Source organism: Streptomyces sp. NPDC005878, assembly GCF_040629815.1.
GTDB lineage: Bacteria > Actinomycetota > Actinomycetes > Streptomycetales > Streptomycetaceae > Streptomyces.
On sequence record NZ_JBEXWK010000004.1, the window covers coordinates 278659 to 292542 of the forward strand.

Below are 13884 nucleotides of genomic sequence, written 5' to 3' on the forward strand. Positions count from 1 at the left end.
GCGCCCGCCCCGGGGTATCCGCCCCGCATGGCGAGCTGGCAGCTTCACGGGCGACAGGACCACGGCAGCGACGACGCGGCACCGCGGGAGGCCGGCTGCGGTCCGGAGGTGGAGGAGGCGGCGCCGGACACCCCGACGAAACTGCCGAAGCGCGCGTGGCGCGCCGTGCTCAAAGGCAGTCTGCGGGAGTTCAAGGACGACGAGCTCAGCGACCGCGCGGCGGCGCTCACCTATTACAGCGTGCTGTCCCTGTTTCCGGCGATGCTCGTCCTGGTCTCGCTGCTCGGCATCACCGGCCGGTCGACCACCGACAAGGTCCTGCACAACCTCCAGCGGTTCGCTCCCGGCTCTGCCCGGGACCTCCTCACCGACGCGGTGCGGAAGCTCCAGGACAGCGCGGGCCTCGGCTCGGTGATGGCTGTCGTCGGCCTCGTCCTCGCGGTGTGGTCGGCGTCGGGCTACGTCGCCGCGTTCATCCGCGCCGCGAACGCGGTCTACGAGATGCCCGAGGGCCGGCCCATGTGGAAGATCCTTCCCGTCCGGCTCGGGCTGACCGTCGTCCTGATGCTCCTCGCGCTCGTCAGCGCGCTGATCGTGGTGTTCACCGGCGGCGTGGCCCGCCATGTGGGCACCGCACTCGGCGTCGGGAATGCCGGACTGACGGTGTGGTCGGTCGCCAAGTGGCCCGTGCTGGCCGCTCTGGTCACCCTCATGATCGCGCTCCTGTACTGGGCGGCCCCGAACACCAAGTCCCAGGGCCTCAAGTGGGTCACCCCGGGCAGTCTTCTTGCCCTGCTGATCTGGATGACCGCCTCCGGCGCGTTCGCGTTCTACGTCGCCAACCTCGCTTCGTACAACAAGACCTACGGCGCCATGGCGGGCGTGATCGTCTTCCTGGTGTGGCTGTGGATCACCAACCTGGCGATCCTGCTGGGGCTTGAGGTCGACGCGGAGATCGTGCGCCAGCGGGCGATCGCCGGGGGCATGCCGCCGGACGAGGAGCCGTACGCGCGGCCGCGCGACACCAGCACGTGGGACGCGGAGGACCGGCGTCACCTGCGCAACGCCTGACACCGCAACCCCACCTGAGCGCCCCACCGGTCCGCCCGCCGCCGCCGGGCGGACCGTGCGCCATGCCGGAAGCGGGGGCGCACAATGGCCGGGCGCAGTACGGCAAAGGCGCGCGACGGCACCATGAGAGCCCCTTTACGAGAAAGCGCCGCGGTGGTGCGCCCCATTCCATCGTTGGACACGAGCTCACCAAGCGTGCTGATGGAATCGTTCCGCTCACCGCGCGAAAGAGAACGCGTACCTGTTGCACATCGGCCATGGTCCGGACCGGAAATGCACTTGCATTCTCTTCGCAGCCCGACGGTCGGATAATCATATAACGTTCGGCGTCCTTGCCTTCCCCGGCTGACCTGCGGATACCTTGGGACCTGGCCGCCTCCCGGCTCTCCGGGGGGTGGTGACGTTCAGTCAGCGAAAATGAGAAGGAGTCGTCATGAAGAAGGCGTACGAAGCTCCGACGCTCGTCCGACTGGGTTCTTTCCGGAAGGAGACGGGACTCCTGCAGTTCCGCGGGAACGACCGCCTCATCCTCAGCAAGAACTGACGGTCGACGGTACGTCCATTCGACGTCATGACTGACACGCACGCGAGTGCGAGTCCGGGCCGCGGCGACGCACACTTCGTGGTCCTTCCGGACCGCGAGGACGCGGCCGCCGCGGCCCGCCTCTTCACTCGCCCCGGAACCCGTACCCTGCCCCACGCCTCGGGACGTCCCTGGCTGATCGGCCGATGGCACGACGACGAGATCGTGACCGCCCAGGCGGGATCGACAGCCCTCGCCGCCGTCGGCTGCTGCCCGCTCGACGCCCCCCGACTGCGCCGCCACGCCGCCCAGTTGCGCGACCTCACCCGGCTCGACGCGCTGGCCCGCTCCACCCCGGGAAGCTTCCACCTGGTGGCCGCGCTCGACGGCCGCCTCCGCGTCCAGGGCACCGCCTCCGGACTGCGGCTCGTCTTCCACGCGGAGATCGACGGCGTACGTGTCGCCGCCACCCGGGCCGACATCCTCGCCACCGCCCTCGGCCGGGACCCGGACGTGGAACAGGTGGCGGTCAGGCTGCTGTGGCCGGTCCCCCATCCCTTGCAGGAGGCACCGCTGTGGAAGGGCGTCACCGCGGTACCCCCGCAGGACGCCCTCGTCGTCGCGGCGGACGGCCGGTCGACCCGCCACTCGCGCTGGTGGACACCGCCCGAGCCGGTGCGCGCGCTCACCGCCGGCGCGGCCCTGGCCCGCGACGCGCTCGCTGAGGCCGTCCAGGCCCGTACCCAAGCCGGCGGCACGGTCAGCTGCGACCTGTCGGGAGGGCTGGACTCCACGTCCATCTGCTTCCTCGCCGACCGCTCGCCCGCCCACGTCGTGGCCAGCACCTGGCCCGGACGCGATCCCGCCGACACCGATCTGCACTGGGCCCGGCAGGCCGCCCGGTTCCTGCCCGAGGTCGAACACGTCGTCTGGGACGCCGAGGCCTCACCCCTCGTCTACACCGATCTGCTCACCATCGACGACCTGCTCGACGAGCCGACCATCGGCGTCATGGACCGCTCCCGCGTGCTGCACCACCTGCCCGCCATGGCCGAGCGGGGCAGCCGTCTGCATCTGACCGGCATCGGCGGCGACCATGTCGCCTGGTGCTCCGAGGCGTATTACCACCGCCTCCTGCGCACCCGCCCGCTCTTCGCCGCCCGCCAGCTCCGGGGCTTCCGCGCCCTGTGGCAGTGGCCGCTCGGCGGGATGGCACGCACCCTGAGCGACTCACGTCCCTACGGGAAGTGGCTTCGGGACTCGGTCGGGCATCTGCGCGACCCCCTTCCCACCACCGTCACCGGCGCGCTCGGCTGGGGCGGGGAGCCCCGCCTGTTCGACTGGGTGACACCCGAGGGCGAGCGGCTGGCCGCGGGGGCGCTGCGCGACGCCGCCCAGGACGCGCGGCCCCTGCACCGCGACCGCGGGCTGCACGCCGATCTGGAACAGATCCGCTCCTGCACCCGCATCATCCGCCAGTGGGACGCGATGGCCGCCAGGGCCGGTGTCCCGATGGCGTCGCCGTTCCTGGACGACCGCGTCATCGAGGCGTTCCTGTCGGTCCGGCCCAGTGAACGCGTGTCGCCCTGGCAGTACAAACCGCTGCTGGCCGCCGCCATGCGGGACGTCGTCCCCGAGGTGTGCCTGCGGCGCAGCAACAAGGCCGCGGCCTCCATGGACGCCTCCAACGGGCTGCGCGAGCACCGCGCCGACCTGCTCGCCCTGTGGGAGGACTCGCGGCTGGAACGCCTCGGTCTGGTGAACGGCGACGCGCTGCGCGACCTCGCGCAGCGGCCCGCCACCCCCGGACTGCGGCAGGCCATCCTCTACTCCACCATCGCCGCCGAGGTGTGGCTGCGCGGGCTGCCGCACGCCGCGAAGGCCGGGGCCACCACCTCCCTCTGACCCCCGAGCGAAAGGTAGACACACCATGGCACTGCGGTTCGCCGCCGACATCTCGACCGCGCAGACCGACTACGGAACGGTCCTCCTCAACGAACGCAGCGGCCAGTACTGGGAGTTGAACCCCACCGCCACACTGATCATCGAGACACTCCTCGCGGGCAAGGACGAGACGGCGGCGGCCGACGCGGTCGTCGCCGAGTTCGACATCGACCGCGAACGGGCACGGCGGGACGTCACCCAGCTGGTCGGCGAACTGCGCGCCTCGGGGCTGGCCGCATGACCACACCCAGCGCGCTCGAACGCCCCGCCGATGTGCCCTTCGTACGGAAGCTCGGCGCGCGGCTGGTCCTGATCCCCGCCGTCGTGCTCTCCCTCCTGCCGCCCCGCCGCATCCGCCGCGTCCTGAACGTGCTGCGCCGGGGCGCCGCGCCCGCGACGGCCACCCAGGCGAAGAACGCGCGAGACGCGGTGTGCGCCGTGAGCCTGCGCTGTGCCGGCCCCCGCGGGTGCCTGCCGCGGTCCCTGGGCGCCGCGCTGCTGTGCCGGCTGGGCGGCACCTGGCCGACCTGGTGCACGGGGGCACGTGTCGTACCGCCCTTCACCGCCCACGCCTGGATCGAGGCCGACGGGCACCCCATCGACGAAGGAGTGCCCGACGACTACTTCACCCGGCTGATGGCGGTCACCCCGGTGGGCCGGCGCACCCGATGACTCGCCCCCACGGACAGGGCCCCGACCGGACGACGCGGGGCGCGATCGCCACCATGTTCCGGCTCACCGCCGGGCACCGCGGCGCCATGGCCGTCGCCACGGCCCTGACGCTGGCGGGCTCGGCGCTGGGGCTGGCCCAGCCGCTCGTCGCCAAACGCATCGTGGACGCGAGCGGTGCGGACGCGGCCTTCTGGTCGACGCTGGCGCTGCTCGGCGCGCTGTTCCTCCTGGAAGCGGTCACCGGGGCCGTGGGCCGGTACCTGCTGGAACGCATGGGCGAGGGCATCGTGTGCCGTCTGCGGCACGGCCTGGTCCGGCAGTTGCTCCGGCTGGAGATGAAGGAGTACGACCGCCACCGCAGCGGCGACCTCATCTCCCGGGTCACCGCCGACACCACCCTGCTGCGGGAGGTGGTGGCCCAGGCACTGGTCGACCTGGGCACGGGCGCCGTCGCGGCGGCGGGCGCGATCGCCCTGATGATGTGGCTGGACCCGCTGCTGCTTCTGCTGGTCACCCTCACGGTGGCCGGCGCCGCGGTGATCGTCGCCTCCCTGCTGAAAGGCATCAGGGCCGCCTCCGAGCACATGCAGAACGCGGTCGGCGCCATCGCCGCCGAACTGGAGCGCGCGCTGGGCGCGTTGCCGATGGTGCGGGTGCACCGGGCGGAGGACCGCGAGGCGGCACGGATCGGCGAGCGCGTCGACGACGCCTACCGCGCCGGAGTAAGGACCGCGCAGCTCGCCTCGGTGATGAGCCCCGCCGTCGAACTGGCCGTCCAGGGCTCCTTCCTGCTCGTCCTGGTCATCGGCGGCCTGCGGGTGAACGGTCACACCGGCTCGCTCGGCGACCTGGTCGCCTTCCTGCTGTACGCCTCGTATCTGGTCCTGCCCCTGTCGTCGGTCTTTCGGGCCGTCGGACTCATCCAGCGCGGCATGGGCGCCTACCAGCGGGTGGCGGAGGCCCACAGCCTCCCCGCCGAACCGGAACAGGGCCCGCCGCCCGCCCACTCCCGCCCCGCGTCACCGGCCGCACCCGCCACCCGGCGTCCCACGGCGGCCCTCGCCCTCCAGGACGTCCACTTCGGCTACCAGCCGGACCGGCCCGTGCTGCGCGGGGTCACCTTCACCGTCCCCCACCACCAGCAGGTCGCCCTGGTCGGACGGTCGGGAGCGGGCAAGAGCACCCTCTTCGCGCTCATCGCACGGTTCTACGAACCCGACGCGGGGACCCTCTCCTTCGACGGCCGGCAGGCGACCGAGCTGAGCCGCGACCGGTGCCGGGCGCACATCGCCGTCGTCGACCAGAACACCCACGTCGTCCACGGCACCCTGCGCGACAACATCACGTACGCGGTACCGCACGCGGCGGACGCCGAGATCCACCGCGTCATCGAACTCGCCCAGCTCGAAGGAGTGGTCCGGCGCCTGCCCGGCGGCCTGTCCGGTGTCCTCGGCGAGCGCGGAGCGACGCTCTCCGCCGGGGAACGGCAGCGCGTCGCCCTGGCCCGCGCCCTGCTCGCCCGGCCCTCCCTGCTGCTGCTCGACGAACCGACCTCGCACCTCGACGCCATCAACGAGGCCGCGCTCACGGCGGTCATGCGGGAAGCCGCCCAGGAGTGCGCGCTGCTGGTCATCGCGCACCGGCTGTCCACCGTCCGCCACGCGGACCGCATCGTCGTCCTGGAGGGCGGCCGGGCCATCGCCTGCGGGCGCCACGAGGACCTGCTCACCTCCAGCCCCGCCTACCGCGAACTCGCCGCCGGACAGATGCTCACCCCCGGCGCGCCCCTGCCCTCCGCCGTACGGAACAGCGTCCCGCAGGTGTACGCCGACGCCGCCGACCCCCGCACCGGACACGTGGGCACCGACTGACGGTCGCGGCCCCAGACGGTGACGGTGACGGTTCGCGGCCCCTGACGGTGCCGGTCGTGGCCCCTCACGTCCCCTGGTGCAGCGCCGCGAGGCGTTTGCGGGCCGTGCGCAGGGAACGGCCGCGCGGGGCGTTCCGCCAGGGGTCGTCCTTGCGGAGCCGGTCGACGTCCGAGAGCGTCCAGCGACGCGCGCTCAGGCCCGGGTCGTCCAGGTCTTCCCAGGCCAGCGGCGCCGCGACCGGGGCGCCGGGAAGGGCTCGTACGGCGTAGGGAACGACCGCGGTCTGGGCGTAGCCGTTGCGCTGGACGTCCAGGTAGAGGCGGTCTCCCCGGGACTGCTTGCGGGCCTGGGTCGTCAGGTGGTCGCGGTGGCGGGCCGCGAGCACTTCGGCGGCGTCCCGGGCGAACGCGCGGACCTCGTCGAAGGACGCGCTCCGGTCCAGCGGCACCGTGACGTGCAGACCGCGCGAGCCGGTGGTCATCAGCGTCGCGGGAAGCTCCAACTCCTCCAGCAGCTCGCGGGTCCACCGGGCCGCCTCCCGCACGGGAGCGAAGTCGTCACCGTGCGGGTCGAGGTCGAAGACGAGCCGGTCCGGGTGGTCGGCGCGGTCGGCCCGGGACAGGAAGCGGTGGACCGTCACGCAGGCCTGGTTGGCGAGGTAGACCAGGGTCGCGGTGTCGTCGCAGACCGTATAGGTGACGGTGCCGTCCTCCTTGGGCAGCTCCGCGCGATGGATCCAGTCGGGAAAGTGCTCCGAGACCTCCTTCTGCATGAAGGCCGGTCCGTCGATGCCGTCCGGGTGGCGTTCCAGCATGAGCGGGCGTCCCCGCAGGTGCGGCAGCATGCGCCGGGACACCGCGCGGTAGTAGTCGACCAGGTCGGCCTTGGTGAGGCCGTCCTCGGGGAACAGCACCTTCTCGGGCCGGCTGATCTCCACCGTGTGGCCGCCCACGCGGATGCTCTTGGTCGTGGTCATCGCGTGCTCCCGCCGGGTCGTTCCCGGATCCTCGTCGGTGTACGGCGTGCGTGTGCGGGGGCGGGCGCGGTGCTCATCCGCCGTCACCGCTCGCCTCAACCGCCTCGGCCGCGACTTGGCGGAGGGTGTGGCCGGTGCGCGCCGAGCGGGCGCGGTGGGGGTCGGGGGTGCCGGCGCCGGAGGCCCGTTCGTCGGCGCGCTTCACCAGCAGCCATGCCTCGCGTTCACCGCGGTCACCGCGCATGCGGGTGAGCGAGTAACCGCCGTGCAGCTTGCGGCCGTCCAGCCAGAACGAGGCGTGGCCGCGCTCCAGCGCCGTACCGAAGTCGAGCTCCGCGCCCCCGCGGTCGGTCGAGAGGTTCCGGTAGGTCCCCTCGTCCCAGATGATCACCGTGCCGCCTCCGTACTCGCCTGCCGCGATGACGCCCTCGAACTCCCGGTACTCCAGCGGGTGGTCCTCGGTCGGCATCGCCAGCCGCTTGTCGTGCGGATCGGTGGACGGCCCCTTGGGCACCGCCCACGACTTGAGGACGCCGCCGACCTCCAGACGGAAGTCGAAGTGCATGGCGGTCGCCTCATGGATCTGCACCACGAACACGGGCCGCCGGGTCTCCGCCCCGTCACCGGCGCCCTTGGGCTCGGTGGTCCTGGAGAAGTCGCGTCGGCGGTGGTACTCCGCCAGCGCGTCCGTCGATGCGTCCGTCGGTCTCATGGCCACCTCCTGACGGCGGACGTCGGTGCGGTACCGGCCGTGTCGCGTGCGGTCGCTCGCCCGGCCTCCGAGGGGGCGGCTACCCCGTCGCCCCGCCGGTACCCGCCTCAGCGGCCACCGCCCGCTCTGCCATTCTCCGGCTCCTCGGCGCACGCCGCAGACCGGGAGACCTCTCCCCCATTACGCAGAGTAGCGACGCGTCCCTCCGACGCCCCTCCCGAGCGGGCCGTCTCAGGAATCCCACCGTCCGCCCGCAATGGCGACGTGCGCCACGTGAGGACCGCCCACTGTGTCGTGGCCCCACGTCGAAACGGCCGATGGCCGCTCCCACACTGGCGGAACCTGCCCCCCACCCGCATCTGGAGCCTTCCTATGCGCGTCCTCAAGCGCCTCCGCGTCAGAACCCTGCTCGTGGCGGCCACGGCGGCACTCGCCCTCGCCGTGAGCCAGGTCCCCGGCGCCGTCGCGGCCGTCCCCTCCCCCACCCCGGGATCCCTGCCACCCCTGACCATCAACTCGGCCTACGTGTCGGGGGTTTCGTCCGGAGGGTTCCTCGCCAACCAACTGCACGTCGCGCACTCCGAGATCTTCAAAGGCGTCGGGATCTTCTCGGCGGGAGCGTACGACTGCTCCCAGGGCACCCTCTCCACCGCGCTGTACGGCTGCATGGACACGCTCCTGCCGCGCAAGAGCCCCGCACAACTGGAGCAGGAGACCCGTGACCGGGCGGCGTCCGGCGGCGTCGACGCGGTCACGCATCTGTCCGGCGCCCGCGTCTGGCTCTCCCATGGCGCCTCCGACCAGACCGTGGACCGCGCGGTGAACGACGACCTCGCGGCGTATTACCGCGACCTCGGGGCCGACGTCGTCTACGACACCGCGTCCAGGGCCGGACACGCCTGGGTCAGCCCACTCGGCGAGGTGTCCTGCACCTCCACGGCCGCCCCTTACATGAACAACTGCGGCGGCGATCCCGAGAAGGACATGCTCACCCACCTCTTCGGCTCGGTGCGGCCCGCCACCACCTCCGCGCTGACCGGCCGGCTCGTCCGGTTCGACCAGAACGCCTACGCCCCCGGTGGCAGCGCGTCCGCGATCAGCATGGGCAACGAGGGCTTCGCCTACATCCCGCAGTCCTGCGCGACGGGTGCGTCCTGCCGGCTGATGGTCGCCCTGCACGGCTGCTACCAGTACTACGGGCTCATCGGTGACACGTTCATGGCCGAGGCCAACCTGAACGAGTACGCCGACACGAACAGCATGGTCGTCCTGTACCCGCAGGCCACCACCGCGAGCGACAACCCGCGCGGCTGCTGGAACTGGTGGGCGTACGGCGGCGACACCCACTACGCCGAGAAGGGCGGGCGGCAGATCACCGCGATCACGAACATGGTCAACGCCATCGCCGAGGCCCCCGCGACACCGTCCCTCCCCGCCCCGACCGGCCTCACCACCACCGGTGCCGGCACCAACACGATCGCGTTGGCCTGGAACCCGGTCGCGGGCGCCGCCTCGTACGACGTCTACCGCGACGGCGGCAGGGCCAACACCGTCCCGGTCGCCGGCACGACCTACACCGACAGCGGTCTGGCCCCCGGCACCACCCACACCTACACCGTCGCCGCCGTCGACGGTTCCGGCGCCATGGGGGCGCGTTCGGCCCCGGTGACGGCGACGACCACGCCGTCCACCACACCGCTGCCGAACTGCTGGACCACCGATAACGTCGCGCACAACCTGGCGGGCCGGTCGTACTTCATCGGTGACAGGAGCTACGCGATCGGCACCGGCCAGTACATGGGCCCGCACACCTCCACGGCCCTCAGCAGCCTGCACCTGCGCTCACCCGGCTCCTGGGAGGTCGTACCGCACTGCTGAGGTCGTCCACGGCCGGTGCGCACCCGAGGCCGGCCGTCGCGAGCGCGGCGGCCGGCCTTTCGTGGCCCCGGCACTTGCGCCGAGATCGCGACGGCGGTCCAATGCTGAAGATGACTGCTGTCGGTGGGCGCGGCTCCCAGGACGCCGGGGCCGAAGAAGAGGCGAACCCCCTGGAGGAGCTCTCGCTCGATCAGCTCCGCCGGCGCGGGAGCATGAAGTGGCGAACCTACCCCGCCGACGTCCTGCCCCTGTGGGTGGCGGAGATGGACGTGCCGCTGGCGCCGCCGGTCGCCGAGGCGCTGCGCGAGGCCATCGACACCGGGGACACCGGCTACCCGGCCGGAACCGCGTTCGCCGAGGCGCTGGCCGGTTTCGCCTCGCGGCGCTGGAAGTGGGACGGCGTCGCCGTCGACCGCACCGCCATGATCCCCGACGTCATGATGGGCGCGGTCCAGGTGCTGCGGCTGATCACCGACCCCGGCGACCCGGTCGTCGTCAACTCCCCGGTGTACGCGCCCTTCTACGCCTTCATCACCCACGACGACCGCCGGGTCGTGGAAGCACCGCTCGGGCGGGATCTGCGGATCAGCATGGAGACGCTGGAGGAGGCGTTCCGGCGCGCCCGGGAGCGGAGTGGCCGGGGGAAGATCGGCTACCTCCTCGGCAATCCGCACAACCCCACCGGAACGGTTCACACCGCCGAGGAACTCACCGCCGTGGCGGAGCTGGCCCGGCGTTACGGAGTCCGGGTCGTCGCCGACGAGATCCACGCGCCACTCGTCCTGCCCGGCGCCGCGTTCACGCCCTACCTGAGCCTGCCCGGGGCCGAGGACGCCTTCTCCCTCATGTCGGCCACCAAGGGCTGGAACCTCGCCGGGATCAAGGCGGCGCTCGCCGTGGCCGGACCCGAGGCGGCCGCCGACCTGCGCCGCATCCCCGAGGAGGTCCACCACGGCGCGAGCTTCCTGGGCGTCATCGCCCACACGGCGGCCTACCGCCACGGGGAGCCGTGGCTCGACGCGCTGCTGAGAGGACTCGACGCGAACCGGACCCTGCTGGGCCGGCTCATCGAGGAACACCTGCCGGGGATCGGGTACGCCAGGCCGGAGGGCACCTATCTGGCCTGGCTCGACTGCCGTTCCCTCGGCCCGGCCCCGGAAGCAGAGCCCGCGGACCGCACGGACCCCCCAGACCTCACGGACGCCCCGGACCTCGCGGTCGTCACCGACCTGGCGGGCCCGGCCCGGCTGTTCCTGGACCACGCCGGGGTGGCTCTCTCCTCCGGTCACATCTTCGGCACGGGAGGGGCCGGGCACGTCCGCCTGAACTTCGCGACCTCACGGTCCGTCCTGACCGAGGCGGTCACCCGCATGGGCCACGCTGCGGCCCACCACACCTACTGACCGCGACGGCCAGGCCCGGACGACACCCGGCGGTCAACAACCGTATCGCGCCGGGATGATGGCGACGCCGGAGGAGTTCGTACGGACCACGGTCGAGCGCGAGGGGGTGCCGGGCGCGGCGTGGCTCGCCGGACTGCCGAAGCTTGTGAGGGACATGCTGGCGCACGGGAAGTGCGTGCCCCGAACCAGCCCGACAGCCTCGTCCACGGACCTCCCGCAACATCCTCTGCGCCAGCGGGGTTGCTCACGCGGGGCGCGTAGGCCTCCCCCCGCGTTCGCCGGACGGCCGCCCCGTCAGGTTGACGACGGGACCGCTCACCTGGGCGTACGGGAGAGGCCGTAGGGTGCTCCCTCGTGCCCGTGCTCGAGATTTCCGATCTGATCACCTCGGTGGATCCGCACTCCGGCCGCCGGCTCCCGGTGTCGCGTGCGGAGGTCGTCCGCCTGCTCGACGAGGCCGGCGACAAGCGCGCCGCCCGCATCGTCGCCGGTCTGCCCACGGACCGGGAAGGAGTGCTGGACCCGCACGCCGTGGACCGTCTGCTGGTCGGCGTGCACACCGAGCTCCAACGGCTCAGCGAGGAGCTCAGGATCGGCGAACGCCTCCTCCACCTGCTCGGCCCGCTCTTCGACGCGATCCGGGACACCCACGGGCGGCCGGACCGGTTCCGTCTGGTCGACGTCGGCTGCGGCCTCGGCTACGCCGTTCGCTGGCTGGCCGCCACGAACGCGCTGGGCCCGGACGTCGACCTGGTCGGAGTCGATCTCGACGCCGCGCTCGTCACCGAGGCCGACCGCCTGGCCCGCGCCGAAGGACTCGACTGCCGCTTCCTCCACGCGAACGCCTTCGCCCTGCCCGAGGCGGCAACCGTGTACATCTCCACCGGCGTGCTGCACCACTTCCGCGGCCCCGCCCTCATGGAGTTCTTCCGCTCCCAGGCCGCCTCCCCCGCCCAGGCCTTCTGCCACTTCGACATCGCCGCGACCCGTATCGCACCCCTCGGAGCCTGGATCTTCCACCGTGCCCGGATGCGCCACCCGCTCGGCCGCCACGACGGTGTCGCCTCCGCGCTGCGCGCCCACAGCGACGAAACACTGCTGCGCGCCGCCGATGTGCCCGGGATGACACCGCTGCTGTAAGAGCCGCGCGGCACGGCCAACCCGTTCTGTACGACCCTGCGCCCGATCATCGGCGTGCGCCCGCATCTGGAGGAGCCGTTCCGCCGGTCCCTCGGACGTGCCGCGCGCCGGCTCGTCGGCGCCGGCCACCTCCTCGGGTCCGCCCGATGACGCCCGCCGTGCCGCTCGCCCTGCTCGGCCTCGTCGACGCGGCCTTCAGCGGCTTCCGTGCCTATGCGGGCCGCGATGCCCGCATCCGCAAACACCGGCCGACGGGCCGAGCCGCCCTGCGCGGCCTGGCGGTGGGTGCTGTCCTGCTCCTCGCTCCCGCTCTGACCGCGGGCCTCCTCCTTCTGGCAGCGCCGGACGCGGCACGGACGTACGACGCACTCACCGCCGGCGGGATCGGCTATCTCCTCCCGCTCACCGCCTACGCCACCGCCGTCGTGCTGTCCCTCGCCGCCTACTTCGTCCTACCGTTCCGCGTCAGCACGCTCGCCATGGTCGTCGGCCTCGGCCCCCTGACCTCCTTCGCCCGCTCACCGTCGCCGCCGCGTGCCTGGGTGCCCTGGTCAACGGCGGCGGAGGGGCCGCGCTGCTGGTCGGCGCGATCGCGGGCGCGGCCGTGCTGAGCGTGGAACCCGTGGTGCACCGCCGGTGGTACCGCCAGGTCCTCGGGGCGTAGTCCCGCCCGGAGTGGCGCGAGACCGAGCCACCCCCGCAGGCGTCAGACGCCACCCTCGATGAGCGTCCAGCCCGACGACACCTGGGCCAGCGCGCCGACGTTGGCGTAGCGGCCGTGGGACAGTGTCGACGTCCACGCGGTGCCGTCATCCTTGTAGAAGAACAGGCTGTCCGAGGTACGGCCCGTCTTCTCCCAGATGCCGGACGTGCCGACCTTGTTGAAGTCGATGCCCGAGCCGTTGGTCGCCCTGGACACGCGGGCCTCCAGTTCGTCATCGGCCCTCGCCAGGGACAGTACGGAGTCCTTGGTCGCGGTCAGCTCCCCGAGGAAGTCGTCCCTCGGGATAGCGCCCTTGTCCCGGTAGACGCCACCCGTGAGGGTCCCGTAACCCACGTTGCTCCAGGGGGAGTCGCCCGATCCGTGTCGGGCCGCGGAGATCAGGGTGTCGCAGGAGGCGGCCATGGTCCCCCAGCCCGTGCTGAAGTTGTCGTACACGCGCACCTGCCGGAAGGCGCCGTGCTGCAGGGTGCCCGTGACGCCGTGGCCGGTGTCCCCGTTGTAGAAGATCACGGAGTCGCCGGACGCCTTCACGAAGGTCCAGTCCGTGGAGAAGTTGTCGTAGGACTGGGTGCGGTGGTAGCGCCCGCCCTGGAGGGTGCCGACCTCCCCGGCCCCGGTGTCCTTGTTGTAGAGCACCAGTGTGTCGCGGCTCGCCGCGCCGTGCGTGTACCCGGTCGGGAGGTCGAACTCCGCCTTCTGCTGCCAATGGCCACCGGAAAGGGTGCCCGTGGCGGCCGAGCCGCTGTCGGCGTTGTAGAAGAGCATCGAGCTGCTCGGCCTCGTCTGGTCGCAGTACGACGAGGTGGCGCTCGCGGGTGACACCGGGCCGGTCAGCAGGACGGCCGTGGCGGACGTGACCGCGGCGAGCGCGGCCAGCAGGGTTTTCCTCATGGTTTTCCCCTTTTCCTCGCACCGGGGTGTACGCGGCTTCGGGGCACGAGCGGCCGCCCTTCGGGGCGCACCGGGACCC

14 protein-coding genes are annotated in these 13884 nt (G+C 72.3%); 10 read left to right on the forward strand and 4 right to left on the reverse strand.

All coding sequences use genetic code 11. The features are described 5' to 3' along the window. The first annotated feature begins 27 nt into the window (after nucleotides 1-27). From ABZ404_RS09820 to ABZ404_RS09845, 6 genes are all read left to right on the forward strand, one after another. Nucleotides 28-1071 (forward strand): YihY/virulence factor BrkB family protein, encoded by a 1044-nt coding sequence (locus tag ABZ404_RS09820; protein WP_358830851.1) that lies wholly within the window; start codon nucleotides 28-30, stop codon nucleotides 1069-1071. 433 nt (nucleotides 1072-1504) lie between these two features. Continuing rightward, nucleotides 1505-1615: a keywimysin-related RiPP gene (locus ABZ404_RS09825; RefSeq protein WP_358830852.1), complete on the forward strand. Its 111-nt coding sequence runs from the start codon at nucleotides 1505-1507 to the stop codon at nucleotides 1613-1615. Between the two features lie 27 nt (nucleotides 1616-1642). Continuing rightward, on the forward strand, nucleotides 1643-3499 hold the full coding sequence (locus tag ABZ404_RS09830; RefSeq protein WP_358830853.1) for a lasso peptide isopeptide bond-forming cyclase: 1857 nt from the start codon (nucleotides 1643-1645) through the stop codon (nucleotides 3497-3499). Nucleotides 3500-3524: 25 nt separating this feature from the next. Further along, nucleotides 3525-3779: a lasso peptide biosynthesis PqqD family chaperone gene (locus ABZ404_RS09835; RefSeq protein WP_358830854.1), complete on the forward strand. Its 255-nt coding sequence runs from the start codon at nucleotides 3525-3527 to the stop codon at nucleotides 3777-3779. After that, nucleotides 3776-4210, forward strand: a complete 435-nt coding sequence (locus tag ABZ404_RS09840; protein WP_358830855.1) for a lasso peptide biosynthesis B2 protein — start codon at nucleotides 3776-3778, stop codon at nucleotides 4208-4210. Before ABZ404_RS09835 ends, ABZ404_RS09840 begins: the two co-directional genes overlap by 4 nt. Next, nucleotides 4207-6081 carry an ABC transporter ATP-binding protein gene (locus ABZ404_RS09845; protein ID WP_358830856.1) on the forward strand — a complete coding sequence of 625 codons (1875 nt, stop codon included), beginning with the start codon at nucleotides 4207-4209 and terminating at the stop codon, nucleotides 6079-6081. Before ABZ404_RS09840 ends, ABZ404_RS09845 begins: the two co-directional genes overlap by 4 nt. Nucleotides 6082-6145: 64 nt before the next feature. Here the strand turns inward: ABZ404_RS09845 and ligD are convergent, their stop codons facing one another. Both ligD and ABZ404_RS09855 read right to left on the reverse strand, forming a co-directional pair. After that, the gene (gene ligD / locus ABZ404_RS09850; protein WP_358830857.1) at nucleotides 6146-7057 is read right to left on the reverse strand and encodes a non-homologous end-joining DNA ligase; all 912 of its coding nucleotides are present in this window, start codon (nucleotides 7055-7057) and stop codon (nucleotides 6146-6148) included. Nucleotides 7058-7130: 73 nt separating this feature from the next. Then, nucleotides 7131-7769: a DNA polymerase ligase N-terminal domain-containing protein gene (locus ABZ404_RS09855; RefSeq protein WP_358830858.1), complete on the reverse strand. Its 639-nt coding sequence runs from the start codon at nucleotides 7767-7769 to the stop codon at nucleotides 7131-7133. Between the two features lie 372 nt (nucleotides 7770-8141). On the opposite strand from ABZ404_RS09855, the gene ABZ404_RS09860 reads away from it, so the two are divergent. Both ABZ404_RS09860 and ABZ404_RS09865 read left to right on the forward strand, forming a co-directional pair. Next, entirely contained in the window at nucleotides 8142-9647 is a 1506-nt protein-coding gene (locus ABZ404_RS09860) for a PHB depolymerase family esterase (RefSeq protein WP_358830859.1), read from the forward strand. Between the two features lie 101 nt (nucleotides 9648-9748). Next, nucleotides 9749-11050 (forward strand): MalY/PatB family protein, encoded by a 1302-nt coding sequence (locus tag ABZ404_RS09865; RefSeq protein ID WP_358830860.1) that lies wholly within the window; start codon nucleotides 9749-9751, stop codon nucleotides 11048-11050. Between the two features lie 33 nt (nucleotides 11051-11083). Here ABZ404_RS09865 and ABZ404_RS09870 read toward each other — a convergent pair whose 3' ends face one another. Continuing rightward, nucleotides 11084-11206, reverse strand: coding sequence for a hypothetical protein (locus ABZ404_RS09870; RefSeq protein ID WP_358830861.1), 123 nt, complete (start codon nucleotides 11204-11206; stop codon nucleotides 11084-11086). Nucleotides 11207-11410: 204 nt separating this feature from the next. Between ABZ404_RS09870 and ABZ404_RS09875 the strand changes: the two genes are divergently transcribed. Together ABZ404_RS09875 and ABZ404_RS09880 are read left to right on the forward strand one after the other, a co-directional pair. Continuing rightward, the gene (locus ABZ404_RS09875; protein ID WP_358830862.1) at nucleotides 11411-12190 is read left to right on the forward strand and encodes a methyltransferase domain-containing protein; all 780 of its coding nucleotides are present in this window, start codon (nucleotides 11411-11413) and stop codon (nucleotides 12188-12190) included. Nucleotides 12191-12336: 146 nt separating this feature from the next. Further along, the gene (locus tag ABZ404_RS09880; RefSeq protein ID WP_358830863.1) at nucleotides 12337-12801 is read left to right on the forward strand and encodes a hypothetical protein; all 465 of its coding nucleotides are present in this window, start codon (nucleotides 12337-12339) and stop codon (nucleotides 12799-12801) included. A 95-nt stretch (nucleotides 12802-12896) separates the two neighbouring features. Here the strand turns inward: ABZ404_RS09880 and ABZ404_RS09885 are convergent, their stop codons facing one another. Then, nucleotides 12897-13805, reverse strand: coding sequence for a hypothetical protein (locus ABZ404_RS09885; RefSeq protein ID WP_358830864.1), 909 nt, complete (start codon nucleotides 13803-13805; stop codon nucleotides 12897-12899). Between the last annotated feature and the right edge of the window lie 79 nt (nucleotides 13806-13884).

Coding starts and splice junctions, on each gene's coding strand:
- ABZ404_RS09820 (WP_358830851.1), top strand. CDS start 28: ATGGCGAGCTGGCAGCTTCACGGGCGACAGGACCACGGCAGCGACGAC.
- ABZ404_RS09825 (WP_358830852.1), top strand. CDS start 1,505: ATGAAGAAGGCGTACGAAGCTCCGACGCTCGTCCGACTGGGTTCTTTC.
- ABZ404_RS09830 (WP_358830853.1), top strand. CDS start 1,643: ATGACTGACACGCACGCGAGTGCGAGTCCGGGCCGCGGCGACGCACAC.
- ABZ404_RS09835 (WP_358830854.1), top strand. CDS start 3,525: ATGGCACTGCGGTTCGCCGCCGACATCTCGACCGCGCAGACCGACTAC.
- ABZ404_RS09840 (WP_358830855.1), top strand. CDS start 3,776: ATGACCACACCCAGCGCGCTCGAACGCCCCGCCGATGTGCCCTTCGTA.
- ABZ404_RS09845 (WP_358830856.1), top strand. CDS start 4,207: ATGACTCGCCCCCACGGACAGGGCCCCGACCGGACGACGCGGGGCGCG.
- ligD (WP_358830857.1), bottom strand. CDS start 7,057: ATGACCACGACCAAGAGCATCCGCGTGGGCGGCCACACGGTGGAGATC.
- ABZ404_RS09855 (WP_358830858.1), bottom strand. CDS start 7,769: ATGAGACCGACGGACGCATCGACGGACGCGCTGGCGGAGTACCACCGC.
- ABZ404_RS09860 (WP_358830859.1), top strand. CDS start 8,142: ATGCGCGTCCTCAAGCGCCTCCGCGTCAGAACCCTGCTCGTGGCGGCC.
- ABZ404_RS09865 (WP_358830860.1), top strand. CDS start 9,749: ATGCTGAAGATGACTGCTGTCGGTGGGCGCGGCTCCCAGGACGCCGGG.
- ABZ404_RS09870 (WP_358830861.1), bottom strand. CDS start 11,206: ATGTCCCTCACAAGCTTCGGCAGTCCGGCGAGCCACGCCGCGCCCGGC.
- ABZ404_RS09880 (WP_358830863.1), top strand. CDS start 12,337: ATGACGCCCGCCGTGCCGCTCGCCCTGCTCGGCCTCGTCGACGCGGCC.
- ABZ404_RS09885 (WP_358830864.1), bottom strand. CDS start 13,805: ATGAGGAAAACCCTGCTGGCCGCGCTCGCCGCGGTCACGTCCGCCACG.